At 62.2% G+C, this 22,076-nt stretch carries 27 protein-coding genes; 18 read left to right on the forward strand and 9 right to left on the reverse strand.

From position 1 onward, the window contains the following. The first annotated feature begins 2 nt into the window (after positions 1-2). The 3 genes from C5J24_RS14980 (at position 3) to C5J24_RS14990 (ending at position 1,362) form a co-directional block, all read left to right on the forward strand. Complete coding sequence (locus C5J24_RS14980) at positions 3-314, forward strand: type II toxin-antitoxin system RelE/ParE family toxin (RefSeq protein WP_105418886.1); 312 nt, start codon at positions 3-5, stop codon at positions 312-314. 13 nt (positions 315-327) lie between these two features. Then, a complete protein-coding gene (locus C5J24_RS14985; RefSeq protein ID WP_038540835.1) occupies positions 328-609 on the forward strand; it encodes a helix-turn-helix domain-containing protein in 282 nt (93 codons plus the stop codon). A 606-nt stretch (positions 610-1,215) separates the two neighbouring features. Continuing rightward, the gene (locus tag C5J24_RS14990) at positions 1,216-1,362 is read left to right on the forward strand and encodes a DUF1127 domain-containing protein (RefSeq protein ID WP_007751079.1); all 147 of its coding nucleotides are present in this window, start codon (positions 1,216-1,218) and stop codon (positions 1,360-1,362) included. 73 nt (positions 1,363-1,435) lie between these two features. Here C5J24_RS14990 and C5J24_RS14995 read toward each other — a convergent pair whose 3' ends face one another. Further along, a complete protein-coding gene (locus C5J24_RS14995) occupies positions 1,436-2,173 on the reverse strand; it encodes a DUF3750 domain-containing protein (protein ID WP_105418888.1) in 738 nt (245 codons plus the stop codon). Positions 2,174-2,267: 94 nt separating this feature from the next. On the opposite strand from C5J24_RS14995, the gene C5J24_RS15000 reads away from it, so the two are divergent. Together C5J24_RS15000 and C5J24_RS15005 are read left to right on the forward strand one after the other, a co-directional pair. Beyond that, positions 2,268-3,275 (forward strand): asparaginase, encoded by a 1,008-nt coding sequence (locus C5J24_RS15000; protein ID WP_105418890.1) that lies wholly within the window; start codon positions 2,268-2,270, stop codon positions 3,273-3,275. 124 nt (positions 3,276-3,399) lie between these two features. Next, positions 3,400-4,317, forward strand: coding sequence for a LysR family transcriptional regulator (locus C5J24_RS15005; protein ID WP_105418892.1), 918 nt, complete (start codon positions 3,400-3,402; stop codon positions 4,315-4,317). 406 nt (positions 4,318-4,723) lie between these two features. Here the strand turns inward: C5J24_RS15005 and C5J24_RS15010 are convergent, their stop codons facing one another. Beyond that, a complete protein-coding gene (locus C5J24_RS15010) occupies positions 4,724-5,479 on the reverse strand; it encodes a DeoR/GlpR family DNA-binding transcription regulator (RefSeq protein ID WP_105418894.1) in 756 nt (251 codons plus the stop codon). A gap of 127 nt (positions 5,480-5,606) precedes the next feature. Between C5J24_RS15010 and C5J24_RS15015 the strand changes: the two genes are divergently transcribed. Together C5J24_RS15015 and C5J24_RS15020 are read left to right on the forward strand one after the other, a co-directional pair. After that, positions 5,607-5,963, forward strand: coding sequence for a hypothetical protein (locus tag C5J24_RS15015; RefSeq protein ID WP_046641593.1), 357 nt, complete (start codon positions 5,607-5,609; stop codon positions 5,961-5,963). A 68-nt stretch (positions 5,964-6,031) separates the two neighbouring features. Further along, positions 6,032-6,664: a glutathione S-transferase family protein gene (locus tag C5J24_RS15020; RefSeq protein WP_046664465.1), complete on the forward strand. Its 633-nt coding sequence runs from the start codon at positions 6,032-6,034 to the stop codon at positions 6,662-6,664. An 83-nt stretch (positions 6,665-6,747) separates the two neighbouring features. Here C5J24_RS15020 and C5J24_RS15025 read toward each other — a convergent pair whose 3' ends face one another. Continuing rightward, entirely contained in the window at positions 6,748-6,948 is a 201-nt protein-coding gene (locus C5J24_RS15025; RefSeq protein WP_105418896.1) for a hypothetical protein, read from the reverse strand. A gap of 102 nt (positions 6,949-7,050) precedes the next feature. On the opposite strand from C5J24_RS15025, the gene C5J24_RS15030 reads away from it, so the two are divergent. Further along, on the forward strand, positions 7,051-7,947 hold the full coding sequence (locus tag C5J24_RS15030) for a LysR substrate-binding domain-containing protein (RefSeq protein ID WP_105418898.1): 897 nt from the start codon (positions 7,051-7,053) through the stop codon (positions 7,945-7,947). Positions 7,948-7,951: 4 nt separating this feature from the next. Here the strand turns inward: C5J24_RS15030 and C5J24_RS15035 are convergent, their stop codons facing one another. Further along, complete coding sequence (locus tag C5J24_RS15035) at positions 7,952-8,611, reverse strand: glutathione S-transferase family protein (RefSeq protein ID WP_105418900.1); 660 nt, start codon at positions 8,609-8,611, stop codon at positions 7,952-7,954. A 133-nt stretch (positions 8,612-8,744) separates the two neighbouring features. Between C5J24_RS15035 and C5J24_RS15040 the strand changes: the two genes are divergently transcribed. Next, a complete protein-coding gene (locus tag C5J24_RS15040) occupies positions 8,745-9,023 on the forward strand; it encodes a type II toxin-antitoxin system ParD family antitoxin (RefSeq protein ID WP_105418902.1) in 279 nt (92 codons plus the stop codon). On the opposite strand, the gene C5J24_RS15045 is transcribed toward C5J24_RS15040, so the two are convergent. Next, a complete protein-coding gene (locus C5J24_RS15045) occupies positions 9,020-10,399 on the reverse strand; it encodes a TIGR03808 family TAT-translocated repetitive protein (protein ID WP_105418904.1) in 1,380 nt (459 codons plus the stop codon). The genes C5J24_RS15040 and C5J24_RS15045 overlap by 4 nt on opposite strands. Before the next feature lie 227 nt (positions 10,400-10,626). On the opposite strand from C5J24_RS15045, the gene C5J24_RS15050 reads away from it, so the two are divergent. Further along, a complete protein-coding gene (locus C5J24_RS15050; RefSeq protein ID WP_105401906.1) occupies positions 10,627-12,141 on the forward strand; it encodes a diguanylate cyclase domain-containing protein in 1,515 nt (504 codons plus the stop codon). Here C5J24_RS15050 and C5J24_RS15055 read toward each other — a convergent pair. From C5J24_RS15055 to C5J24_RS15065, 3 genes are read right to left on the reverse strand one after another with little or no spacing between them, the layout of a single operon-like run. Further along, the gene (locus C5J24_RS15055) at positions 12,138-12,464 is read right to left on the reverse strand and encodes a type II toxin-antitoxin system RelE/ParE family toxin (protein WP_105418906.1); all 327 of its coding nucleotides are present in this window, start codon (positions 12,462-12,464) and stop codon (positions 12,138-12,140) included. The two genes, C5J24_RS15050 and C5J24_RS15055, sit on opposite strands and share 4 nt — an antisense overlap. Beyond that, complete coding sequence (locus C5J24_RS15060; RefSeq protein ID WP_105418908.1) at positions 12,465-12,710, reverse strand: type II toxin-antitoxin system ParD family antitoxin; 246 nt, start codon at positions 12,708-12,710, stop codon at positions 12,465-12,467. It lies immediately after the preceding gene. A 56-nt stretch (positions 12,711-12,766) separates the two neighbouring features. Next, positions 12,767-13,318 (reverse strand): MarR family winged helix-turn-helix transcriptional regulator, encoded by a 552-nt coding sequence (locus tag C5J24_RS15065; RefSeq protein WP_105419103.1) that lies wholly within the window; start codon positions 13,316-13,318, stop codon positions 12,767-12,769. A gap of 118 nt (positions 13,319-13,436) precedes the next feature. On the opposite strand from C5J24_RS15065, the gene C5J24_RS15070 reads away from it, so the two are divergent. From C5J24_RS15070 to C5J24_RS15100, 6 genes are all read left to right on the forward strand, one after another. Next, positions 13,437-14,969, forward strand: a complete 1,533-nt coding sequence (locus C5J24_RS15070) for an MDR family MFS transporter (RefSeq protein WP_172723985.1) — start codon at positions 13,437-13,439, stop codon at positions 14,967-14,969. Positions 14,970-15,006: 37 nt separating this feature from the next. After that, a complete protein-coding gene (locus C5J24_RS15075; protein ID WP_105418910.1) occupies positions 15,007-16,017 on the forward strand; it encodes a ligase-associated DNA damage response exonuclease in 1,011 nt (336 codons plus the stop codon). A 235-nt stretch (positions 16,018-16,252) separates the two neighbouring features. Beyond that, positions 16,253-17,878 carry a cisplatin damage response ATP-dependent DNA ligase gene (locus C5J24_RS15085; RefSeq protein ID WP_105418912.1) on the forward strand — a complete coding sequence of 542 codons (1,626 nt, stop codon included), beginning with the start codon at positions 16,253-16,255 and terminating at the stop codon, positions 17,876-17,878. 64 nt (positions 17,879-17,942) lie between these two features. Continuing rightward, the gene (locus tag C5J24_RS15090; protein ID WP_105418914.1) at positions 17,943-18,149 is read left to right on the forward strand and encodes a hypothetical protein; all 207 of its coding nucleotides are present in this window, start codon (positions 17,943-17,945) and stop codon (positions 18,147-18,149) included. A gap of 109 nt (positions 18,150-18,258) precedes the next feature. Beyond that, a complete protein-coding gene (locus tag C5J24_RS15095) occupies positions 18,259-19,212 on the forward strand; it encodes an alpha/beta hydrolase family protein (protein WP_371674358.1) in 954 nt (317 codons plus the stop codon). Between the two features lie 26 nt (positions 19,213-19,238). Continuing rightward, entirely contained in the window at positions 19,239-19,658 is a 420-nt protein-coding gene (locus C5J24_RS15100) for a thiol-disulfide oxidoreductase DCC family protein (RefSeq protein ID WP_105418918.1), read from the forward strand. 32 nt (positions 19,659-19,690) lie between these two features. On the opposite strand, the gene C5J24_RS15105 is transcribed toward C5J24_RS15100, so the two are convergent. Then, complete coding sequence (locus C5J24_RS15105; RefSeq protein WP_105418920.1) at positions 19,691-20,572, reverse strand: NAD(P)/FAD-dependent oxidoreductase; 882 nt, start codon at positions 20,570-20,572, stop codon at positions 19,691-19,693. A gap of 136 nt (positions 20,573-20,708) precedes the next feature. Between C5J24_RS15105 and C5J24_RS15110 the strand changes: the two genes are divergently transcribed. Together C5J24_RS15110 and C5J24_RS15115 are read left to right on the forward strand one after the other, a co-directional pair. Then, on the forward strand, positions 20,709-21,176 hold the full coding sequence (locus C5J24_RS15110) for an Rrf2 family transcriptional regulator (RefSeq protein ID WP_105401898.1): 468 nt from the start codon (positions 20,709-20,711) through the stop codon (positions 21,174-21,176). A gap of 121 nt (positions 21,177-21,297) precedes the next feature. Continuing rightward, entirely contained in the window at positions 21,298-22,074 is a 777-nt protein-coding gene (locus tag C5J24_RS15115) for a L,D-transpeptidase (RefSeq protein ID WP_245437345.1), read from the forward strand. The last annotated feature ends 2 nt before the right edge of the window (positions 22,075-22,076 follow it).

The following is a 22,076-nucleotide window of genomic DNA, read 5'->3' on the forward strand; positions in this document are numbered from 1 at the left end:
TGATGAAGCCGGTCGTTTTTCTCGGTGGTGCCTTGGACCAGCTGCGGGACTTTCCGGAAGGAGCCCGTAAGGAAGCGGGCGTCCAGCTTCACAAGGTGCAGCTCGGCCTCGATCCGAGCGACTGGAAGCCCATGGCGACGATCGGAGCGGGCGTGCGGGAAATCCGCATCCGCGACGAAGCGGGCGCTTTTCGCATCATCTACGTGACCAGAATAGAGGATGCCGTCTACGTCTTGCATGCATTTCAAAAGAAGACGCAGCAGACTGCAAAGCGGGATCTGGATATCGCCACCGCGCGTCTTCGGCAGATCTGATTGGATTGGACCTATGGAACGTCAGAGCTTTTCAAATGTCTGGGACGCGCTGGAAGACACCCCGGCGGAAGCGGCCAATATGTCTATGCGTTCGGCCCTGCTGATTGCGATCGAGCAGAAGGTCCGGAACTGGAATGTGACCCAGAAGGATGCCGCGGCTCGCCTGGGCATCACCCAGCCGCGCCTGAACGACTTGCTGCGGGGCAGGATCGCAAATTTCAGTCTGGACGCACTGGTTGAATTGGCTGGGAAAGTTGGGCTTTCCGTGCGGCTGGATATCGCGGACGCAGCCTGATCTCCGATCCTACAAGCTGGCGGAAATCGGCAGGATCGTGGTGACGTTGAGCTGAAGGGGAGAATCTGCCTCGATCGAAGCTGGCGAATTCTAGGGGCGGATGGACGCTTCCGCAACTCAATTAAATTCGCGATCGTTTATATAACGTGGCTTGCAGACTCAGGCTTTGGCCCCTACCTTTTAATCATCATCAACGTAGTGAAAGGAAGGTGGTCCAATGTCTAGTGAGATTTCGGTCTGTGTAACGGGCAATGGAAAGGTGGCGGTCTTGACGGGGCAACCCTCGGCCTGAACCTCATCTTCCTTCGGGGAGCTCACGAAGCGCCCCGGGTTCGTTGAACCGGACCAAACTCATGGAAGGGTCGCCTCGAGCGGCCCTTTTCCATTTTATGGCCCTTCGTTCAAAGCCGCTTTAATGACGGCCGGCGGTTCTTCATTTTTCATTATTTCTGATATGAAAACACCCATGCGCCCCTCGCATAGGTGGCCTGCTAAGTGGGCGCTTTCAGTGCACGTTTGATGAGCTTATATAAGCGTCATCGAAGCAAACGAGAGCGCCAAGGACTGGCAGCTGGGCTTCGAAAATCCCAGGAAAGGGGAACCATCATGAACGTCGCACGCACTCTCAACAATTGGCGCAAGTATCGTCAGACGGTTGCCGAACTGGGCCGTATGACACCGCGCGAACTCAATGATCTCGGCATCGCCCAGGGCGATATCCGCCGGGTTGCGCGTCAGGCCGTCGGCTTCTGATCGCCATCTGACATCTATTTATGTCGAACGCCCGCATCCGCGGGCGTTTTGCATTTCATGCATAGCTGCCATCTTAAATCCCGATCCGCCCGAGCGCCGGCACCTTGATGCCGGGATTGGCGATATCGAGGCCTGCGACCAGGCCGAGGAAGTGCACCTCGAACCCGCTGCGCAAACCGGCGGACAGGCCGATGAGGCCGCGCACGGTCAGGTGTATGTCGCGCCAGTCGTCGTCCACATGAATGAATTCGCCGTCCGGCAGATAGTCGCGCCCGACTGCATGCGGCGGCAGCACGGCGTCGAGCTCCGGCACGCTGCGCAACACGTGGGCGACGAAGGTGTTGGAGTTGGGCCCCGGCCAGATCGTGTAGCCGCCCGGCTCGGCATAGGGGTAGGCGGCGATCGCGCCCTCGATCTTGGGGATCAGCAGTTCCGCCTTCGAGCCGGTCACCGAGGTGACGGGCTGAGGCGTGTTGGAATACCAGTAGGCATCAGGCGAATAGCCGTTGCGGCGGATCGGATTGCCCCAGCCCACCTTGTCGAAGCGCGTGTAGGTTTTCGCGCCTTTTTCCTTGAAGACGATCCAGGCATGGCTTGCAACCGCGCCCTTCATGCCTCCCGTCATCGCCGAGAAGACGTAGATTGCCGCTTCGTTGCTTGTCTCGGGCTTCGGCAGGATGCCCGCCGACGACCAGCGCGCATCGCGCCAGCCCGACGGTCGCTCCTTCATCGCCCATAACCCCGCCGACGCGAAGGTCGGAACCAGGTAGACGATGAAGATGACCAGAAACAACCGCTTAACCGATTTCATACGGTCCCCCATGAAAATCCCCTCGGACTCGTTTAAGAGCCTGTGATATCGCCAGACGATAGGCACATTGAAACCGGCATTTTCAGGACAGACCATGCAAAACCCCGTTACCGTCGAAGTTACTAGAGGCAAGCTGGTCGAAAGCCGTCATCGCGGCCTCGGCGCCGTGGTGGATGGCGACGGCAAGGTGCTGTTCTCGTTCGGCGAGGCGGACGCGCATGTTTTCCCCCGTTCCGCCAGCAAGGCGATGCAGGCGCTGCCGCTCATCGAAAGCGGTGCGGCGGACGCCTACGGTTTCGGCAACCGGGAACTGGCGTTTGCCTGCGCCTCCCACTCCGGCGAGGACGCGCATGTGGCGATGGCCGCCTCGATGCTGGGCAAGGCCGGCCGCGACGACAGCGCGCTCGAATGCGGCGCCCATTGGTCCTCGGAACAGGCGGTGCTGATCCATCAGGCCCGCACCATCGAGGCGCCGACGGCACTTCACAACAACTGCTCCGGCAAACATTCCGGCTTCGTCTGCACCTGCGTCCACACGGGGATGAATCTGAAAGGCTATGTCGATTACGACCATCCGCTGCAGGCCGAAATCCGCGGCACGATGGAAACCCTGACCGGCGCCATCATCGGCCACCAGAATTGCGGCACCGACGGCTGCTCGATCCCCACCTATGCGGTGCCGTTGAAGGGCCTCGCCCACGGTTTTGCAAAGATGGCGACGGGCAACACGCTGTCGGCCGAACGTGCCAAAGCCTCGCGCCGGCTGATGGATGCCTGCATGGCCGAGCCCTTTTACGTTGCCGGCACCAACCGCGCCTGCACCAAGCTGATGGAAGTCGCCCCCGGCAAGATTTTTGCCAAGACCGGCGCCGAAGGCGTCTTCGTCGCCGCGCTGCCGGACCAGGGCATCGCCATGGCGGTGAAATGCGAGGACGGCACCACCCGCGCCGCCGAAGCGATGATCTTCGCCTTGATCGCCCGCTATTTCGAAAAGGGCGGCGAGGTGCACGCCAAGCTGATGGCGATGGCCAATAAGCCGATGAAGAACTGGAACGGCATCCATGTGGGTGACGTGAGGGTGACCGACGCGCTGTTTGCGTGAGATCGACACTGGCAGGGTAGGACCTACAGCGCCCTCTCGCATCGAGCGGAAGGATGGATCTTCTCTGCCGCGCTCGGGCTTTTCCCACTTGTGCATAATCTGCCGGTGTTTATAAATCAAAGGCATGAATCTTCAGGATATAGAGGCCTTCGTGGCAGTGGCGGAAACGGGCTCCGTGAGTCGCGCGGCAGCGCGCCTCAATCTCACCCAGCCTGCCATGACGCGGCGCATCCAAAGCTTCGAAATCGCCGTGGGAGAAGGGCTTCTTTTCAATCGCACGGTCAAGCCCGCCATACTGACGGCGCTTGGCAGCCATGTGCTCGAACATTGCAGGCGCGTGCTTGCTGCCGTGACGGAACTGGAAGCCTGCACGACGAGCGCCGCCGATCCGGCCGGCGAACTGAAGATCGGGGTGGCCCACGGCTTGGGAGAGATAGTTCTCAGCACGCCGCTGGAAACGCTTCGGCAGGATTTTCCCCGCCTCCGGCTCCAGATCAGTTCGAATTGGAGCATCGGCCTCATCGAAGAAGTGCGGAGTGGCGCCATCGATTGCGCCGTCGGATTGTTGACCGACGCCCACACGGTCCCAGCCGGGCTGCAGCGTGTTGCGCTCGGAGCGGAACAGGTCGTCGTGGTTTCTGCGTCGCGGCTCCCCACAAAACGGGACGGCAGTCCGTGGCGCTTGCGGGATTTGGCCGAAGAAGACTGGTTTCTCAATCCGTCGGGATGTGGATGTCGCGCAGCGTTGGAACGATCTTTCGATCGCCAGCAGCTTTCCATGCGAATCGCTGCCGAGATTTTCGGAGAAGATCTTCAGCTGTCGCTTCTGTCCAAGGCGGGAGGTCTTGCGCTCGTCCCGCGCCGGTTGTTCGAGCACAGCCCGCATCGCGAAGGCCGGCAGATCCTGTCCGTGGTGGATTTCGTCATCCCCGCAACCGTCACCCTGGTCCGCAGCGCTATGCCGAGACGCTTCGACCCGGCGGTCGATCGACTGGCGAGCGCCTTGACCAAGAGACTCGAGGGCTCCTCGTCCGAGGCATAATCATTATAGAAACAATGCATTTGATTTATAGTTGAGCGGCGCTCATCCTCTTCTGGAACGGACCCGAGCGGCCACGACGCGACCCCGCGTGTCGGTTCCCGGTGTTTAGAGGAGCCCGCCCTATGATCGCCCCTGTCTTCCTCACGCGATTGTTCCAGCGTCAAAGATGTCGTTCACGGCCGCGCCCGGCAAAGGAAGGCGGAAGCGAAATAATATACGCACGCCTGTTTCCGAAGCGGCAGGAGGCCCCCCAGCTTATCGTGACATCCGATGTGATAAGGCATCACGGACGGCTCGCCCGCCAATTGCGGAACGCCGCAATCCGCCGTGTTTTTGTCGATTGTTTTCGCGTGGTCTGCCGCCCATTGGTGAGAAAGCCGCCTGGACCGCCTCTCGACGACAGGCCTCAGGCTTCCAGCAAGGCGATCCCCAAAGCCCTGTAGGACGCCAGCCGCTCCTTGTCGATGCCCTCCTGCACGATCATGCCTGACAATGCCGAAACCGGCGTGATCACATGCGGCGAGGCCGCATCCAGCTTTTCCACCGTCACGAGCGTGATAGTCTCTGAGGAACAGGCGGCGATATGGCGCTTGATCGCCGCCTCCTCGAAATCGCCGGTCGAAAGCCCGCGGGCGGGATGTACCGCAGTGACGCCGAGGAAGAATATGTCCGGCCGCATCAGCGCAATCTGGGCCATTGCCGCTGCACCCGTCGCCACCATCGAATGTTTGTACAGCCGCCCGCCGATCAGGATCACCTCGGCCGTCGGATGGTGTTCCAGTTCCGCCGCAATCGTCGGGCTGTGGGTGACGACGGTGAAGCCAAAATCGCGGGGCAGGGCGCGGGCGATCTCGGCCGTCGACGTGCCGCCGTCCAGAAAGATCGTCTGGCCCGGCTTCACCATATCAGCCCCAGCCCTGCCGAGCCGCTGCTTCACAACTGATGACACCGCCCGCCGGGCGGATAAATCCGGCAGGTCGGGAGAGATCGGCATCGCCCCGCCATGCACCCGCCGCAACAGCCCTTCCGCCGCCATTTCCCGAAGGTCCCGCCGGATCGTGTCCTCCGAAAGCGAGAACTCTTCCGCGGCCCGTTTGGCGATGACCTGCCCCTCCCGGCGCAGCATGTCGAGGATGAGGCTCTTGCGTTGGGTTGTCAGCATGGCTATTGACTCTGCACGAAATTGCATGAATAAGCGCAAATATGCCTGAAAACGCGGACGATGTAAAGAATTTCCGGCATATTCGTGTAATTCCGCGATGAATGCGGACAAGTTTGGAGAAACGAAGATGTTGATTTTGATCGCTGGCCCCTACCGCTCCGGCACCGGAGACGACCCCGAGAAGATGGCCGAGAACCTGAAGCGGCTCGAAGCGCCGTCGCATGCGCTGTTCAAGGCTGGCCATGTGCCGATGATCGGCGAATGGGTGGCGCTGCCGGTCTGGCATGCGGCCGGCGGAAAGCACGTGGGCGACGACCTCTACGAGGAGATCTTTCACCCGGTGGCGGGACGTCTGCTGCAGCTCTGCGAAGGCGTCCTGCGCCTGCCGGGTGCCTCCAAGGGCGCCGACAACGACGTCCGGATCGCCAACGAACGCGGCATTCCGGTCTGGCATCGGCTGGAAGATGTGCCCGGTGTCAGTTGACCGGCGGTTTGAGACTTCTGGCCTGAAAAAACCGTGCTAGAACACACGCGGTCCAAAGGAGGATTTTCATGTATACGCTGTTCTTTTCGCCCAACGCCTGTTCGCTGGCGAGCCACATCGCGCTTGCCGAATCCGGTCTTCCCTACGAGATCAAATGGGTGAAATTCGCCGACAAGGAACAGCAGTCGGAAACCTACCTGAAGATCAATCCGAAGGGCCGCGTCCCGGCACTCGCAACGGACCGGGGGATTATCACCGAGTCCGTCGCGATTCTCGCATTCATCGCCCAGGCCGCACCCGAGGCAAAGCTGGCACCGCTAGACGACCCGTTCCTGTTCGGCAAGATGCAGGCGTTCAACGCCTATATCGCCTCGACGGTGCATGTCGCTTACGCCCATTGGCGCCGCGGTTACCGCTGGGCGGACAACCAGTCCTCCTTCGACGACATGGCCGCCAAGGCACCAAAAGTGTTTCACGATTGTTTTCAGGTGATCGAGGACTCGTTGCTCGAAGGCCCCTATGTGCTCGGGGAAACCTATTCGGTGGCCGATGCCTATCTCTACCTGATGACCGACTGGCTCGCCAACATGAAGCTCGACCGTGCGGATTTTCCGAAGGTCAATGCGCACTACGAGCGGATGAAGCAGCGCCCGGCCGTTCAGCGCGCTCTGGCCGAACAGGCGGCCGCGACCGCGGTCTAACGCCGGAAGCAAGTTTTTCTGTCCAAATACGGACCCACTTCAGCCCATGATCCGCCCCTCGAGGGAAGCGGATCATGGGAGCGTCAGGCGCATTTCGCCAGAGGCGCCTTATTCCAGTTCGTATCGGCTTGAAGCGGGCGCGGGAAGGGCAGGTCGGCGAGTTGCCGCAGGTCCATCGCGCGGATATCGGGATGACGGAACGGATCGTTCGACTGCAGGTCCGTCAATGTTTCGGCCGTTTCCAACCAGGCTTTCAAGTTCAAGAAAATCTTCAGCGGTGCCATGACCGTTACCTCGCAAATATGTGACCATTTGCAAACGTAACATCCGCTTTGCCGCTCGGTTTTTCAATTGAGTTCTTGAGAGCGTGGCTATAGAAAAGCTATATGAGCAATCTCAACCTCGTGCATCTCAACGGTTTGCGGGCTCTTGAGGCGGTCGGGCGCCTGGGCTCGCTGCAGGCGGCTGCCGACGAACTCGGCGTCTCGGTGGGTGCCGTCAGCCAGCAGGTCATCAAGGCCGAAGCCCAACTCGGTCAGCCGGTCTTTCAACGCTTGCCGAAGGGCATGATGCCGGTCGATTCGGCGCGGCCCATGCTGGCGCGATTGAGCGAAGGTTTCCATGCGCTTTCCGAAGCTGTGGCGATCGGCAGGCGGCAGGACGATGCGCTGCTGACCATTTCCGTCGCACCCGTGTTTGCAGCCCGATTCCTCGTCCACCGGCTCGATCGGTTTTCGAGCCTGCACCCGGAAATCCGGCTGCGCATCGACGCGACGACCAGGCTCGCCGATCTTGGAGTCGACGACATCGATCTCGGCATCCGCGTCGGGCCGGGCAGCTGGCCGGGCGTCGATGCCGAACTGCTGATCGAGCAGACGGTCTTTCCGGTCTGCTCGCCCGCGCTTGCAGAAAAGCTGAAGGAGCCGAAGGATATCCTGAAACTGCCGGCGATCATCGATGGCCCCTCGATGTTCTCCTGGGAGATCTGGCTGAACGAAGCGGGATTGTCCGGCGCCGGCATGGCGACGCGGCATGTGTTCAACGACGCCTCGCTCTGCCTCGATGCGACGATTGCGGGCCAAGGCGTGATGCTCGCCTGGCATACGCTGGCGACCTACGCGCTGGAACAGGGGCGGCTGGTCGAGCCGTTTTCGATCCGGGCACGCACCGGCATGGCGCATTATCTCGTCACCCGCGCCGGCGCTCGGGTGCCGGCGAAGGTGAGGGCTTTTCGGGACTGGCTGAAGACGGAACTGCCGCCGCTCACGGAAAGCCGGAAGTAAAGCGTTACGCCGGTTCGGCGGTCCGCTTGTCCCACATTGCCTTGAAGCCAGGGCGGGCTTGGGCTGCCTCGATCCAGGCCTTCAAGGCCGGGCGGCTGTCGAACAGCGGCGCATATCCTTGCGCATAACGCACGACTTCTCCGACATTGATATCCGCCACGGTGAAACGGCCGCCGACCATGTGGCTGTTCTGCGACAGGTGCTTTTCGAGCACGTCGAAGGGCCGCTTCAGGGTGCGGGCCGCAACCTCGATGTCGGCCTTGCCTTCTTCCGTTTCCGCTCTTCCGCCGGCGATCGTGGCCGAGATCTTCAGGGCCGGCGTCTCGACGCTGGTCGCGCCGAACAGCGACCACTGGACCATCTGGCCTTCCTCGGCAATATCCTTCGGGCCGAGTTCGCCGCCGTATTTGCGGGCGAGATAGAGCGTGATCGCCAGCGACTCGTGCAGCACGAAACCGTCATCGTCCATCGACGGGATCGAGCCCATCGGGTTGATGCTCAGGAATTCCGGCGACAGCGTGTTGACCGGTGCGCCCGGTGCCATCGGTTCGGGCAGGCGGTAGCCCTGGATGATCGGAATAAGTTCGAAAGGAATACCCAGTTCCTCGATGAGCCACAGCGGCCGCGTGGCGCGCGAACGGTAAACACCATATATTTTCAGCATTAAAGTCCCTCCAGGAAATGCGAGCGCAAGCTACGGGCAGGCCGCCCAAAACGGAAGACCAATCCGCGTTGGACGACCATGAAAGTTTTCGATAGGATTTAATCGTGTCCAATTTCTTGGAAAGGATCCGATCATGCGCACCACTCAGTCGCTCAGCATCACCCTGCCGCTCGAAATGGCGCAGATGGTCAAGGCCAAGGTCGCTTCCGGAGAATACGCCACCGAAAGCGAAGTCATCCGCGACGGGTTGCGCACGCTGCTCGCCCGCGATGCGGCAATCGAGAAGTGGTTGGTGGAGGAGGTGGTTCCGACGCTGGATGAGATCGAAGCGCACCCGGAGCGCCTCTTGTCTCCTGAAGAGGTCCGAAAACGCCTTGACGCCCGTTTTGAAAAGATGGTGGGGAAAGACTAAACAATCCGGTTGTTCGCGATCGTCAGATGCTTGAACCCCTGGGCCTGACCGTCTCCGCGAGCCAGTTCGGTCGTGGAAGGCGTCTTCCACCGGTGGCCGATCACCGCGCCGTCCTTTACCGACTCGAACAGGTTACCGGAAATCAGCGCTCCGCCGGCGCCTTCGACCACCGTCACCGCACAGCCGACCTTCGCCTGCCGGACGATGTTGTTGCTGGCGAGCACGTTGCGCAGGTACGGCCCGAAACCAAGCGCCATGCCCCAGAGCGGCACATTCTCGATGACGTTGCCGGTCACCGCGGTATCCGCCTCGACGCTGATGCCGACGCCAAAGATCGCTCCGTCGAGCACATAGGGACCGGTGGGGATAAGGTTGCGGACGATATTGTTTGCGACGGTCGCAAGTCGCCCGCCCTCGTTGAAATTGACGACCGAAATACCGTTCGCCGCGCCGTCGACGATGTTACCCGAGACCAGTGCGCCCTCGAAGGCGAATTCCGCATAGATCGCCGTTTCGCCGGAGGCCAGGCATGTATTGTTGGCGATCTGCGCGTTTGAGGCGCTGTTGGCGCGGATCGCCGAAAGGGCCGAATGCGAAATCTGGTTGCCGGTCACCATCACGTTGCCGGCCCGGAACAGGTTGATAGCGTTTCCGTACTGGCCGGTGCCGCCGTTTGTGGCGCCGATCCGGAAGATGCGGTTGCCGGAAACGATCGTGCCGTCGGCGCCCTTGGTCCAGCGATGGATGAGGATGCCGCCATTGCCGCAATCGGAGACCGTATTGCCGGTGACCGAAAGCCCGGCGCTCTCGACCGCATAGAGACCGTATTCGGCGGCGCCGGAAATGCGGTTCCGCTCGATCCGCCCGCCGCAGCGTTCGAGTTGCACGGCCGTCTTGCGCGCGCCGATGATCTCGCAATTGTCGATGACGATCTCACTGATGCCGCGCATGGTGACGAGCGCCGGGCTCCGGTCGTCGAGCCCGAGGTTGGCCCCGTCGATGACGATGTTGGAAAGCTCGATGCGGCGCGCCCCGTCGGCCGTCAACATCCGCCCGCCACCGGAATAGACGAGCCGGGAAGCCCCGGCCACGCCGGTCATGCGGGTGCCTTCGGGCAGATCGAGATTGGACACCGGGTAGTTTCCGGGTGGCAGGAAGACCGGCATGTTCTGACGCGCCGCCTTGGCGATGATCTCCGCGAGTTTGCGGTTCTGCTTGTCGCCTCCGTCCGGGGTGACGCCGTGGGCGCCGGCATCGATCGAGCCGCGCAGATCATTCGTCGAAAAACCCTGGGCGGCGGCGAAGAGGGGCCGAGGCACGGCTCCTGCCGCCGCCGCGCCTGCGATCATCGTCAATGCCGTGCGTCTCGAAATCATCCAGCGCGTCTCCTCTGCGTCAATAAAGCATTTTCCATGCCGGCCCTTTATATTGTTACTATGCTCGAAGGTTCCGACCAATTGAGTAAAAAGGCTTCTTTTGAAGCTTCAATCATGGCAATTTCACAATGATCTTAAGCAACGATAAGGAATTCTCCGCCATGCTATACGGCACTTGGCGCGAGTTCCCGCGTATTTTCTTTGGAAAATGAAAAGGAGGCACTCGGATGGCGGGACCCATGTCGCATAGCATGCCCTTGACTTTTGTCGATCCGCTGGACGAACTCTGCAGCCGCCTCCTGCGCGTTTCCGCCGACAGCGAGATAGACCTCGACATCGCACTGGCTACCCGCGAACTTGAAACCCGCACCCTTCTCGATCAGCTTCCGGACTTCATCTACGTAAAGGACCGTCGCGGCCGCTTCGTTTTTGCCAATGCCGCAGCCGGACGCAGCAGCAAGCTGCATAAAGGCAACGATCTGATCGGCAAGACGGATTTCGATATTCTCGATCATGAAACCGCACGCGAACTGTTTCTCGTCGAACAGGAGATCATGTCGACCGGCGTGGCCATCGACGGCCGCGAGGAACGCGTCAAGCTCGGCGATGGCCGCATGCTCTGGCTCACCACCTCGAAAATGCCGCTGCGCGATGTTCACGGCCAGATCGTCGGTCTGGTCGGGATCTCACGCGACATTACCGAGCGCAAACGCCAGGACGATCGCCGGCATGGCCATGCGCGCCTTCTCGAAATGGTCGCCCGGGGCCAGCCTTTGTCGGCGGTTCTGGATGCGATCGTCAAAACGGTCGAAGAGGAACTGGACGACGTCATCGCCTCGGTCCTGCTTCTCGAAGAGGGTACGGACCGGCTGCGCCACGGCGCGGCGACCCGCCTTCCGCCCGATTATGTGAAGCTGATCGATGGCATCGAGATCGGCCCGAAGGTCGGCTCCTGCGGCACGGCCGCCTGGCGGCGCGAACCGGTCTTCGTCAAGGATGTGCTGGCCGATCCGCTCTGGGACAATTATCGCGAACTGGCGCTGAGGTTCGGTTTCCGCTCCTGTTGGTCGACGCCGATCATGAGCGCTGACGGGCTGGTGCTGGGCACGTTCGCTCTGTATTCGGATGCGCCGCGCGAACCGACCGAGCTCGAACTCGAGCTGACGGCGATGGCGACCGACATCGCCGGCATCGCCATCGAACGCGCCCGCGCGGAAGAGCGCATCCAGCACATGGCCCATCACGATCCGCTGACCAGCCTTCCGAACCGCACGCTGTTCTGGGCGCAGTTCAGCCGCGCGCTGCATGAGGCCCGCCGCGAGAAACGCAAGGTCACGGTCGCCTATCTCGACCTCGACAATTTCAAGCAGATCAACGATACGCTGGGGCATGCGGCCGGGGACGAGGTGTTGAAAACGCTGTCGTGGCGCATGGTCAACTGCGTTCGCGTCACCGATCTTCTGGTTCGCCTTGGTGGCGACGAGTTCGCGATCGTCTTCAGCAATGTCAGCCAGGACGAGCTCGGCCTGGTGCGCCGGCTTCAGGAGTTGCGCACCGCGATCTCGAAACCCATCGTCATCGACGGCAAGAGCGTCACCGCCACCTGCAGCATGGGCGTCGCCTTCTTCCCGCAGGACGGCGATACGCCGGAAGAACTGCTCGCCCGCGCCGACCGCGCCATGTACGAAGCCAAGGATCTCGGCCGCGACCGTCTGCGTGTTTCGGGAGGCGAGGGGATCTAGTCCTCGTCCTCCGAGGCGATATCCACACCGAAATGCCGCGCCGCATCCCGATGGCCTTCGAGGATGTTGCCAACCTCAAGCGTTCCAGTTTGATAGCGGAAGTAGATGATATATCCGCGGTAGACGGAGCTACGTAGGTTTGGACCAAGTTCCGATCGAGTACGCCCCATCTCTCCCGGAAGACTTGCCAGATGCCGGCATCTCTGGCGCAACGCCTTCACAAAGCGCTCTGCGGTTGAGATATTGCCGCTTTCGCGGGCGATGTATTTGAAGATATGGATTAAGTCGTCTTGGGCACTGTCGAGATATCGCAACCGGGCCAATCAATAGCCCTCTTTGCGCAATTCTTCGGCTGCCGCTTCCAGCGAAGCGTCGAGCTCTTCCTCGCTGACATCTCCTCCTCTTTCGAAAGACCGCTGCAGCGTGTCCCTCAGCGCCGAAAGCTTCGCCTCGCGCTCCTGCACCAGTCGCAGGCCTTCGCGCACCACGTCGCTGGCCGAGCTGTAGCGCCCGTCCTGCACGGCTTCCTCGATGAATTTTTCCCAGCGGGGATCGATCGAAACATTCATGCGCCTGCCTCCAGTTTCTACCCAAAATTATATCTGGAGTAAAATTTATGCGCAATCTATGGCCTCGGCGGAGACGCTTCGGGAAGCTCGCCTTCCGGCAGTTTTTCCGGCGTCACGAAAGCCTCCTCAAAACCCGACACGAACTTTTCGAACAGCACCGAAAAGGCGTTGAGTTCGTCTTCCGGCCAGTCCTCCAGGACGCGTGCCAGCAGGGTGCGTTTGACGGCGCGGATCTCGGCCAGCAGGCTGTCGCCGAATTCGGTGCGCACCACCAGCGAACGGCGGCCGTCGGCCTGAGAGGCATCGCGGCGCAGGATGCCGCGGGTGACGAGATCGGCGACCAGCCGGCTACCGCGCGAGGGGTCGATGCGCATCGCCTCGGCGATAGCGCCGACCGTCACTTCGCCCTCGATCCGGCGCATCACGTCGAGCACGTCGAGATGCGAGATTTCCAGGCCCGGCGCGATATTGGCGATCGCCGTGCGGCCGATGATCCGCCGGCCGATCAGGATCCGCATCCGCCCGAGCGTTTCGCTCACGCGGGCCACATCCTCAGGGGAAGGCGAGGCGGCAGCGGGTTTCTCTTTCAAAAGGCTCTTCGTCGTCATGGCGTGAAACATATCAAAGCCCATGAGGCTTTCCAACCACTCTTTGCACTGCGCATCAGAGTGCCGTTGACAATTATATGCTGAAGGCACATAAATTCAGGACACTTTGGATTGACCCATGGATATGACCCGCCCGGCCCATGTGCCGCTTGTCGCCAACCACCGCCAGCGGTTGGTGATCTTCTGCTTTTTGCTGACGGCGCTGTTCATGGCGACGCTGGACAACCAGATCGTCTCGACCGCGCTGCCGACGATTATCGGCGAGTTCGGCGAACTGGAGCGTTTCGGCTGGGTCGGCTCAGCCTATCTTCTCGCCAGCAGCACCTCGATGCCGATCTACGGCAAGCTCGGCGATCTGTTCGGCCGCAAATACGTGATGCTGGCGGCAATCGTCATCTTCACCGTCGGTTCGCTCACCTGCGGGCTTGCATGGTCGATGGATTCGCTGATCGCCTCGCGCGTGCTGCAGGGCTTTGGTGGCGGCGGCATCATGGTATCGATCTTCTCCATCAATGCCGACCTGTTCGAGCCGCGCGAGCGGGCGAAATACCAGAGTTATTCGAGCCTGGTGATCATGGCCTCCGGCAGCCTCGGGCCGTTGCTCGGCGGCACCATGAGCGAACTGTTCGGCTGGCGGTCCATCTTCCTGATCAACCTGCCGGTCGGCATCGTCGCGGTCACCGGCATTTCGCTTCTGCTTCCCTATCGCCGCCCGATCCGCAAGCCGAAGATCGATTATCTCGGTGCCGTCCTGCTGGCGGGAACCGTTGCGAGCATCGTCGTCTGGGCTGACAGCGTCACGTTGTTCGGTTCGCTGGTCGCCTGGCAGTCGATGGTCGTCGTGGCGGTCGGCAGCCTCTGCGCCATCCTCTGGGTCATCGTCGAGGGAAAGGTGCCCGAGCCGATCGTGCCGCTGAAACTCTTCCGCGATTCGACCTTTTCGTTGTTCCTCATCGTTTCCTTCTGCACCGGTGCGGTAGCGATCGGCATGGCGAACTATTTTGCGCTCTTCCTGCAGACGACCACCGGCCTGTCGCCGACGACTGCGAGCTTCTGCTTTGTCGCCACGACCCTCGGCATCGTCATCGGCTCGATCTCGACCGGCCGGCTGATCTCGATCACCGGCCGCTACAAGCCGTTCACGCTGATCGGTCTGTCGCTGAATATCGTTGCTCTGTTCATCTTCTCGCAGCTACCGGTCGGAACCCCGATCTATGTCATCCTCGGCTTCATGCTGATGCAGGGGCTGGCGATCGGTTTCGGCCAGCAGGCGCCGATCATCGGCGTACAGAATTCAGCCCCCCGCGAGGACGTCGGCGCGGCAACCGGCGCCGTGACGCTGATGCGCATGGCCGGCGCCTCGATCGCCATCTCGGTCTATGGCGCGATCGTCGCCGCCGGCATCCGAGGCGTCGGCACCAGCATTCCGGGCGTCGAGGATATCGGCTCGCTGACGCCGCTGATGATGCTCGCCTTGCCCGAGCCGTCACGGATCGCGGTCCACACGCTCTACACCGAGGCCTTCACGCCCGTGTTCCTGGCCGGCAGCGCCATGGCACTGATCGGCCTCATCGCCGCCCTGATGCTGAAACCGGTCCGTTTGCCGCAGGCGGTGATGGCCGAAAACAAGCCGGCCGCCGCCTCGGAGTGATCTGGCGCGGCGGCGTTTTTGCCCTATCTTCAAGGGCATGAAACCAGAGGCGCTGCTTCATCCCACCCCGGCCGGGCTGTTCTGCCCCATCGGCCGTTTCCATGTCGATCCGGTCCGTCCCGTCGAGCGGGCGCTGATCACCCATGGCCATTCCGACCACGCCCGCGCCGGCCATGCCAAGGTTCTGGCGACCCGCCAGACGCTCGACATCATGCGGCTGCGCTACGGCGAGGATTTTTGTGGCGAGGAACAGGCAGCCGCCTTCGGCGAGGAGATCGATGTCGACGGTGTGCGGGTGAGTTTCCATCCCGCCGGCCATGTGCTCGGCTCGGCCCAGATCGCCATCGAGAAGGACGGTCTGCGGATCGTGGTTTCGGGCGATTACAAACGCGGCATCGATCCCACCTGCGCCTCCTTCGTGCCGGTCGCCTGCGACGTCTTCATCACCGAGGCGACCTTCGGCCTGCCGGTCTTCCACCACCCGGACCCGAAAGACGAGATCGACAAGCTGCTGACCTCGCTGAAACAGTTCCCCGAACGCAGTCATCTCGTCGGCGCCTATGCGCTCGGCAAGGCGCAGCGGGTGATCCGGCTGATCCGCGATTGCGGGTATTCCGAGCCGATCTTCATCCATGGCGCCTTGGCAAAACTCTGCGACTATTACGTCGGCCAGGGCATCGATCTCGGCGACATAAGACCTGCGACCGTCGAGAAGAGCAGCCCCGACGCCTTCAAGGGCGCCGTCATCGTTGGCCCGCCCTCGGCTTTCCAGGATCGCTGGGCGCGCCGCTTCAACGAACCGCTGATCGCCTTTGCTTCGGGCTGGATGATGGTGCGCCAGCGCGCCAAACAAGGGGGCGTCGAACTGCCGCTGGTCATCTCCGATCACTGCGACTGGCCGGAACTGCTGTCGACCATCGAGGAGATCGGCCCATCCGAAGTCTGGGTGACGCACGGCCGCGAAGAGGCGCTGGTGCGCTGGTGCGAACTGAAGAACATTCCCGCCCGGCCGCTGCATCTGGTGGGTTACGAGGATGAGGGGGATTGAGGGTGAGCCGCTTGCACCGTCACACCCCCCTCTGGCCTGCCGGCCATCTCCCCCACAAGGGGGGAGATCGGATGTGGCACGACCTTCCCAAAATAACCACCGCTTTGTTTGCTGCAAAGCAGACGGGCCAAAACGAGGCAGTGGCGATGCCGCGAGTCGATCTCCCTCCTTGTGGGGGAGATGCCCGGCAGGGCAGAGGGGGGTATGCCACGCACGCCATCGACGAGGTGGCACGATGAAACCCTTCGCCGCCCTCCTGGACCGCCTCGTCCTCACCCCATCCCGAAACGGCAAGCTCACCCTTCTCGCCGACTATTTTCGCGATACGCCCGATCCCGACCGCGGTTACGGCCTGGCCGCATTGGCCGGCGGGCTCGATCTGAAAAGCGTCAAGCCGGCCATGCTGCGCGACCTCGTGCTGGAACGCATGGACCCGGTCCTCTTCCAGTATTCCTACGACTATGTCGGCGATCTTGCCGAGACCATCTCGCTGGTCTGGGATGGCGGCGCCAAGGATGTGATCGACGACGATCACCAGCCGCGCCTCGGCGAAGTCGTCACCAGAATGAACTCGCTCGGCCGCACCGAGGTGCGCTCGGCCGTGCGCGACCTGCTCGACAAGCTCGATACGTCGAGCCGTTTCGCCTTCCTGAAGCTCGTCACCGGTGCGCTCCGCATCGGCGTCTCCGCCCGTCTCGCCAAGCAGGCGCTGTCGGATATGAGCGGAAAGGACGTCGCCGAAATCGAGACGCTCTGGCACGGATTGACGCCGCCCTATGAACCGCTGTTCGCCTGGCTGGAGGGCAGGGCGGAAAAGCCGGTCCTCGCCACGCCGGCGATCTTCCACTCGGTCATGCTGGCCAATCCGGTGGAGACGGGCGATCTCGAAAAACTGGACCCCGCCGATTACGCCGCCGAGTGGAAATGGGATGGCATCCGCGTCCAGATGTCGAGCTACGGCGGCACGAAGAAGCTCTATTCCCGCTCCGGCGACGACATCACCGGCGCTTTTCCGGATGTCGTCGGGTCGATCAATTTCGAAGGCGTCATCGACGGCGAACTGCTGGTCGGCGGCACCGCCCGCTCCAACAATCCGACGCGCACTTTCTCCGACCTGCAGCAGCGGCTGAACCGCAAGACGGTGACGGCCAAGATGCTCGACGACTACCCCGCCTTCGTGCGCGCCTATGACCTGCTGTTCGAAAGCGACCTCGATATCCGCGCCGAGAGTTTTCTCGAACGCCGCAAACGCCTCGGCGACATCATCCAGCGGGCGCCGCACGATCGTTTCGACCTCTCCGATCTCGTGCCCTTCACCACCTGGGACGAGCTCGACCGCATCCGTATCGCACCACCCGATCCGGTCATCGAAGGGGTGATGATCAAGCGCAAGGACAGCCCATACCAGGCCGGCCGTCTCAAGGGGCCGTGGTTCAAGTGGAAGCGGGACCCCTACAATATCGACGCGGTGATGCTCTACGCCCAGCGCGGCCACGGCAAGCGGTCGAGCTACTATTCCGACTTCACCTTCGGCGTCTGGGCCGAAACGCCTGATGGCGAGGAACTGGTGCCGGTCGGAAAAGCCTATTTCGGCTTTACCGATGCGGAACTGGAAGTGCTCGACAAGTTCGTGCGCGACAACACGGTCGACCGTTTCGGGCCGGTCCGGGCGGTGCGTGCGGAACCGGATTTCGGCTTCGTGCTGGAAGTCGCCTTCGAGGGCATCAACCGCTCGACCCGCCACAAGTCGGGCGTCGCCATGCGCTTTCCTCGGATCGCCCGCCTGCGCCAGGACAAGCTGCCGCGCGACGCCGACCGGCTGGCGACGCTCACGGCAATGGTGGAGGCACGCGAGGGTTGAATGTAGCGAAATTCGCCTATCTAAATCCCGATATTGCAGATCTTTGTTCCCGGGGGATGACGGCATGACGAAATCGAGTTTTATCATCAAGGGCATTGTCGCGCTCATCGGTTGCGTCGCGGCCGCTTATGTCGGCCAGGAACTCCTGGGCGGCGCCGCTCTCGGATGGGTGGTCGGCGGCGCTGTTCTTGGAGTGACTGCCGGACCGTTTCTTCAGGCGCTCGTTCAGTGGCGCAAGGAGAAGGATGCGATGCGCGCGAAGAAGCTGTAGGCAATCCAAGCCTCGGGTTTCCCTATGAAGTTCGCGAATGAGTGAATGGACAGCGTTTCCTGCAAATGCTGATATCGGCCCGGCGAAACGCTCTTCAGGCTCATCACATATGACAGATCACCGCATTCTTCCTTCCCGAAATCTCATGGAAGACGGCGGTCTGACCCGCCGTGCCCTGCTGGCTGGCGCCGCCGGCCTCTCGGTTGCAGCCATGCTGCCGGCCGCGGCCCGCGCTGAGTTTCCCGTGCCCGAGGTTCCGCCGCTCGAAAAGCAGGATTACGGCGATGCTCGCCGGCATTTCCACACCAACCTCATCCGCAAGGGGCCGTCTCCGGAACAGTCGCCCCCGCTCGGCACGCCCGCCGGTTCGAAGAAGGTGATGTATCGCGGCGGACCGGACGGCTCGATCGAACTGATTGCCTGGATTTCGCCCTATGAGCCTTCCGCGAAACTGAAGCCCGCGGTCCTTTTCCTGCATGGCGGCAACGCCACCGGCGACGGCCATTGGGAACTGATGAAGGCCTATTGGGAAGCGGGTTACGTCGTCATGCTGCCCTCGTTCCGCGGCGAAAACGGCCAGGCCGGCAATTATTCGGGCTTCTACGACGAGACTTCGGACGCGCTGGCGGCAGCCGCCTATCTGGAGCAACTGCCGGGGATCGACAAGAACCGCTTCTTCCTCGCCGGCCATTCGAATGGCGGCACGCTGGCGCTGCTCGCCTCGATGACGCGAAAGTTCCGCGCCTCCGCGCCGATCTCGGCCGGCGTCAATTCCTGGCGTTATTTCGGCCGGTTCGAGCGGGAAGTGCGTTTCGACGAGAGCGACCAGAAGGAATTCATCATGCGCTCCTCGGTCTGCTTCGGCCACAGCCTCAAATGCCCGACGCTCCTGCTGCGCGGCACCGAGGAACGGCCCTTCGACGCCGATCACCGGCTGCTGATGGACCGGGCGAAATCGGCCGGCGTTGAGATCGAGGCCAAGCTCCTGCCCGGCAACCACAACGGCGTTGTGCCGGGCGCGGTCGCCGAAAGCATCCGCTTCTTCAACCAGGTCACGGGTTAAGGCCGAGCCTTCGCCGGAGCGCATGTATGAGCGGCAGTGACAGAATGGATTTGGGCGGGCCGATCATCGTCTTCGATGCGATGTGCGTCCTGTGTTCGGCCAATGCCCAGTTCGTGCTTCGGCACGATCGCGCCGCAAGGTTCCGCCTGGCGTCGATGCAGGGCGAGGTCGGCACGGCGCTGTACCGTCGGTGCGGGATCGATCCCGAAAACCCCGAAACCATGATCGTCGTGGATGGGCAGAGCGTCCTGCGCGACAGCGACGCGGTCCTGGCAATCTATGAAGGGCTCGGATGGCCCTGGAAGGCGCTGTCGATCGTCAGGCTGGTGCCGCGGTTCATTCGCGATCCGCTTTACCGCCTGATCGCCAGAAATCGCTATCGCATCTTCGGACGGCGAGAGGCCTGCTGGCTTCCGTCACCGGAACAGGCTCGCCGCATCCTGTGAAGCCGCATCCTGTGAAGAGGGTGTCGTAAAAATTACCCGAACATCAGCGACCGGTGCGTCCCCGCGCCCGCCATGGCGCCGTCACCGACGGAGATCGCCACCGAGCCCGCCGCGCGGGCTGCATCGCCGCAGGCGAAAACGCCGGGAATGCTGGTTTGCTGGGTCATGTCGGTGCGGATGAATTTGCCCACCGGGCCGTCCTCCAGGGCGCAGCCGAGCTGTTCGGCAATGGGACTTGCCAATTCCGTCCGCGACAGCACGAAAAGTCCGGCGAAACTCAAGGCCCGGCCATCCTGCAGAAGGACTTCGGCATGGCCGCCGATCGACGAGATCGGAGTTTCCTCGATGTTGACGCCGCGTGCCGCCAGCTGGCCGGCCTGTTCCTCGTCAGGTCGGAACGCATCGTTGAGCAACAGGGTGGTTGGTCCCCAGTCGGGCAGCATCAGCGCGTGATGCATCGACATGGCGGAGACGCCGATCACGCCGACCTGTCCGCGGTTCAATTCGTAACCGTGGCAATAGGGGCAATGAAAGACGCTTTTGCCCCACCGGTCGATCAGCCCGGGAATCTCGGGCAGGTGATCCTTGACGCCCACGGCGAGCACCAGCCGTTTCGCCGCAAGCTCTCTGCCCCCTGATGTCACCGAGAAACCGGCGTCGCTTTTCCGGGCATCGTCGGCCCGTGCGTCGAGCCATTCGACGGTCGGATAGGCCATCAGCTGGGAGCGGGCCTCGCCGGCGATGATCTCGGGTCGTTCCCCGTCGCGGGTGAGGAACCCATGAGAAGTTTCGGCAAAACGGTTTCTGCGGCGGCCGTCGTCGATGACGAGGATGCGCCGCCGGGCGCGGGCGAGCTGCAGGGCGGCGGAGAGGCCGGCATAGCTGCCGCCGATGACGATTGCTTCGTAATCCATGCGAAATCCTCCTCACGAGTCTTGAAACAACATAAGTTACATGATGACGTGCGGTCAATAGGTTCGTAACTTATGTTGTTGCGAATGAGTGCGCGTGTTAGGAATGCCCGGCCGAAAACGCGTAGGGAGTGCCGCGATGAGACATGACAGCCGCCTGTCCCGCATGCTGCATGTGCTGATCCATATGGATCGCCACGAAGGCGCGGCCACGTCGGAAACCATCGCCGCGATGCTCAACACCAATCCGGTCGTGGTCCGCCGCACCATGGCGGGGCTTCGGGAAAAGGGCTATGTGAGCTCGGAAAAGGGCCATGGCGGCGGCTGGAGACTGGGTCGCCCCCTGTCGGAAATGACGTTGCTCGATATCTACGAAGCGGTTGGCGAACCTGCGGTCTTTGCGGTCGGCCCTGCCTGCGACCAGCCGGCATGCCTGGTGGAGCAGGCGGTCAATGCAGCCCTTTCCGAAGCTTTCGAGGAGGCAGAAAAGCTGCTTCTCAGCCGCTTCGGCAAGGTGACGCTGGCAGATATCGCCCGCGATTTCGATGCTCGCATGGCACGCCGTCCTGCATTGGTGGCCCATGCCGGTGCTGGCTGGCACGCGTGAACGGTTCCACCAGCTTCGCGCCAGCCGCATCTGCCATTGTCGGCGGGACTTCATCTGCTGGAAGCGGGTTCCCATGCCATTCTCCTTTCGACCTTTCCGCCGACCCCTTGGCCTTTCCGTCATGCTCGCAGCGTCCGTGGCGCTCAGTGGCTGCCAAATCCCCTTGGTCACCGATACCAGCCGGATGAACCCGGACGTCTTCGTGCAGCAGACGGCGCCGGTGTTCAACGTCGCGCCCTATGCCGATCCGCCGTCGAACCAGCCGCCTCCGATGCCGGGCGCCATTCCGCACAAGCGCCAGCTCTATCCGTCGACTTTCCACCAGACCTATGGACTGCCGGTTTCCAATCCGGTCCACCGGGCCATGTACGGCGTCATCCGCGACGACGGCCACACGCTCCCGGCCATCCCCTATTCGCGCATCGATGCCCGTTATCTGCGCCAGGACGTCGATTACCGCACCAACGAAGCGCCGGGCACGATCGTCGTCGATACCAGGGAACGTTACCTCTATCTCGTGCAGCCGGGCGGCAAGGCGATCCGCTACGGCGTCGGCCTCGGCAAGGCCGGTTTCTCGTGGCAGGGCCGTGGCGTGATCCAGCGCAAGGCCGAATGGCCGCGCTGGACGCCGCCGGACGAGATGGTCGCCCGCCAGCCGGATCTGCGCAAATTTTCGGCCGCCGAGGGCGGTGCCAATCCGGGCCTCAACAATCCGCTCGGCGCCCGCGCGCTCTATATCTTCAAGGATGGCCAGGACACGCTTTACCGCGTGCACGGCACGCCGGACTGGCAGTCCGTCGGCAAGCAGACCTCGTCCGGCTGCGTGCGCATGCTCAACCAGGATGTCATCGACCTCTTCGACCGCGTGCCTTCGGGCACGGCGATCGTGGTCATCTGACC

Source organism: Neorhizobium sp. T25_27 (assembly GCF_002968565.1).
Classification (GTDB): Bacteria; Pseudomonadota; Alphaproteobacteria; order Rhizobiales; family Rhizobiaceae; genus Neorhizobium; species Neorhizobium tomejilense.

Excerpts from the sequence above, each read along its gene's own strand:
- C5J24_RS15090 (WP_105418914.1), top strand. The coding sequence starts at position 17,943 with ATGACGAAATCGAGTTTTATCATCAAGGGCATTGTCGCGCTCATCGGT.
- C5J24_RS15045 (WP_105418904.1), bottom strand. The coding sequence starts at position 10,399 with ATGATTTCGAGACGCACGGCATTGACGATGATCGCAGGCGCGGCGGCG.
- C5J24_RS15000 (WP_105418890.1), top strand. The coding sequence starts at position 2,268 with ATGCAAAACCCCGTTACCGTCGAAGTTACTAGAGGCAAGCTGGTCGAA.
- C5J24_RS15110 (WP_105401898.1), top strand. The coding sequence starts at position 20,709 with ATGAGACATGACAGCCGCCTGTCCCGCATGCTGCATGTGCTGATCCAT.
- C5J24_RS15085 (WP_105418912.1), top strand. The coding sequence starts at position 16,253 with ATGAAACCCTTCGCCGCCCTCCTGGACCGCCTCGTCCTCACCCCATCC.
- C5J24_RS15010 (WP_105418894.1), bottom strand. The coding sequence starts at position 5,479 with ATGCTGACAACCCAACGCAAGAGCCTCATCCTCGACATGCTGCGCCGG.
- C5J24_RS15105 (WP_105418920.1), bottom strand. The coding sequence starts at position 20,572 with ATGGATTACGAAGCAATCGTCATCGGCGGCAGCTATGCCGGCCTCTCC.
- C5J24_RS15015 (WP_046641593.1), top strand. The coding sequence starts at position 5,607 with ATGTTGATTTTGATCGCTGGCCCCTACCGCTCCGGCACCGGAGACGAC.
- C5J24_RS15025 (WP_105418896.1), bottom strand. The coding sequence starts at position 6,948 with ATGGCACCGCTGAAGATTTTCTTGAACTTGAAAGCCTGGTTGGAAACG.
- C5J24_RS15075 (WP_105418910.1), top strand. The coding sequence starts at position 15,007 with ATGAAACCAGAGGCGCTGCTTCATCCCACCCCGGCCGGGCTGTTCTGC.
- C5J24_RS15060 (WP_105418908.1), bottom strand. The coding sequence starts at position 12,710 with ATGAATGTTTCGATCGATCCCCGCTGGGAAAAATTCATCGAGGAAGCC.
- C5J24_RS14995 (WP_105418888.1), bottom strand. The coding sequence starts at position 2,173 with ATGAAATCGGTTAAGCGGTTGTTTCTGGTCATCTTCATCGTCTACCTG.
- C5J24_RS15050 (WP_105401906.1), top strand. The coding sequence starts at position 10,627 with ATGGCGGGACCCATGTCGCATAGCATGCCCTTGACTTTTGTCGATCCG.
- C5J24_RS14985 (WP_038540835.1), top strand. The coding sequence starts at position 328 with ATGGAACGTCAGAGCTTTTCAAATGTCTGGGACGCGCTGGAAGACACC.
- C5J24_RS15115 (WP_245437345.1), top strand. The coding sequence starts at position 21,298 with ATGCTCGCAGCGTCCGTGGCGCTCAGTGGCTGCCAAATCCCCTTGGTC.
- C5J24_RS15005 (WP_105418892.1), top strand. The coding sequence starts at position 3,400 with ATGAATCTTCAGGATATAGAGGCCTTCGTGGCAGTGGCGGAAACGGGC.
- C5J24_RS15095 (WP_371674358.1), top strand. The coding sequence starts at position 18,259 with ATGACAGATCACCGCATTCTTCCTTCCCGAAATCTCATGGAAGACGGC.
- C5J24_RS14980 (WP_105418886.1), top strand. The coding sequence starts at position 3 with ATGAAGCCGGTCGTTTTTCTCGGTGGTGCCTTGGACCAGCTGCGGGAC.
- C5J24_RS15065 (WP_105419103.1), bottom strand. The coding sequence starts at position 13,318 with ATGACGACGAAGAGCCTTTTGAAAGAGAAACCCGCTGCCGCCTCGCCT.
- C5J24_RS15070 (WP_172723985.1), top strand. The coding sequence starts at position 13,437 with ATGGATATGACCCGCCCGGCCCATGTGCCGCTTGTCGCCAACCACCGC.
- C5J24_RS15040 (WP_105418902.1), top strand. The coding sequence starts at position 8,745 with ATGCGCACCACTCAGTCGCTCAGCATCACCCTGCCGCTCGAAATGGCG.
- C5J24_RS14990 (WP_007751079.1), top strand. The coding sequence starts at position 1,216 with ATGAACGTCGCACGCACTCTCAACAATTGGCGCAAGTATCGTCAGACG.
- C5J24_RS15035 (WP_105418900.1), bottom strand. The coding sequence starts at position 8,611 with ATGCTGAAAATATATGGTGTTTACCGTTCGCGCGCCACGCGGCCGCTG.
- C5J24_RS15100 (WP_105418918.1), top strand. The coding sequence starts at position 19,239 with ATGAGCGGCAGTGACAGAATGGATTTGGGCGGGCCGATCATCGTCTTC.
- C5J24_RS15020 (WP_046664465.1), top strand. The coding sequence starts at position 6,032 with ATGTATACGCTGTTCTTTTCGCCCAACGCCTGTTCGCTGGCGAGCCAC.
- C5J24_RS15030 (WP_105418898.1), top strand. The coding sequence starts at position 7,051 with ATGAGCAATCTCAACCTCGTGCATCTCAACGGTTTGCGGGCTCTTGAG.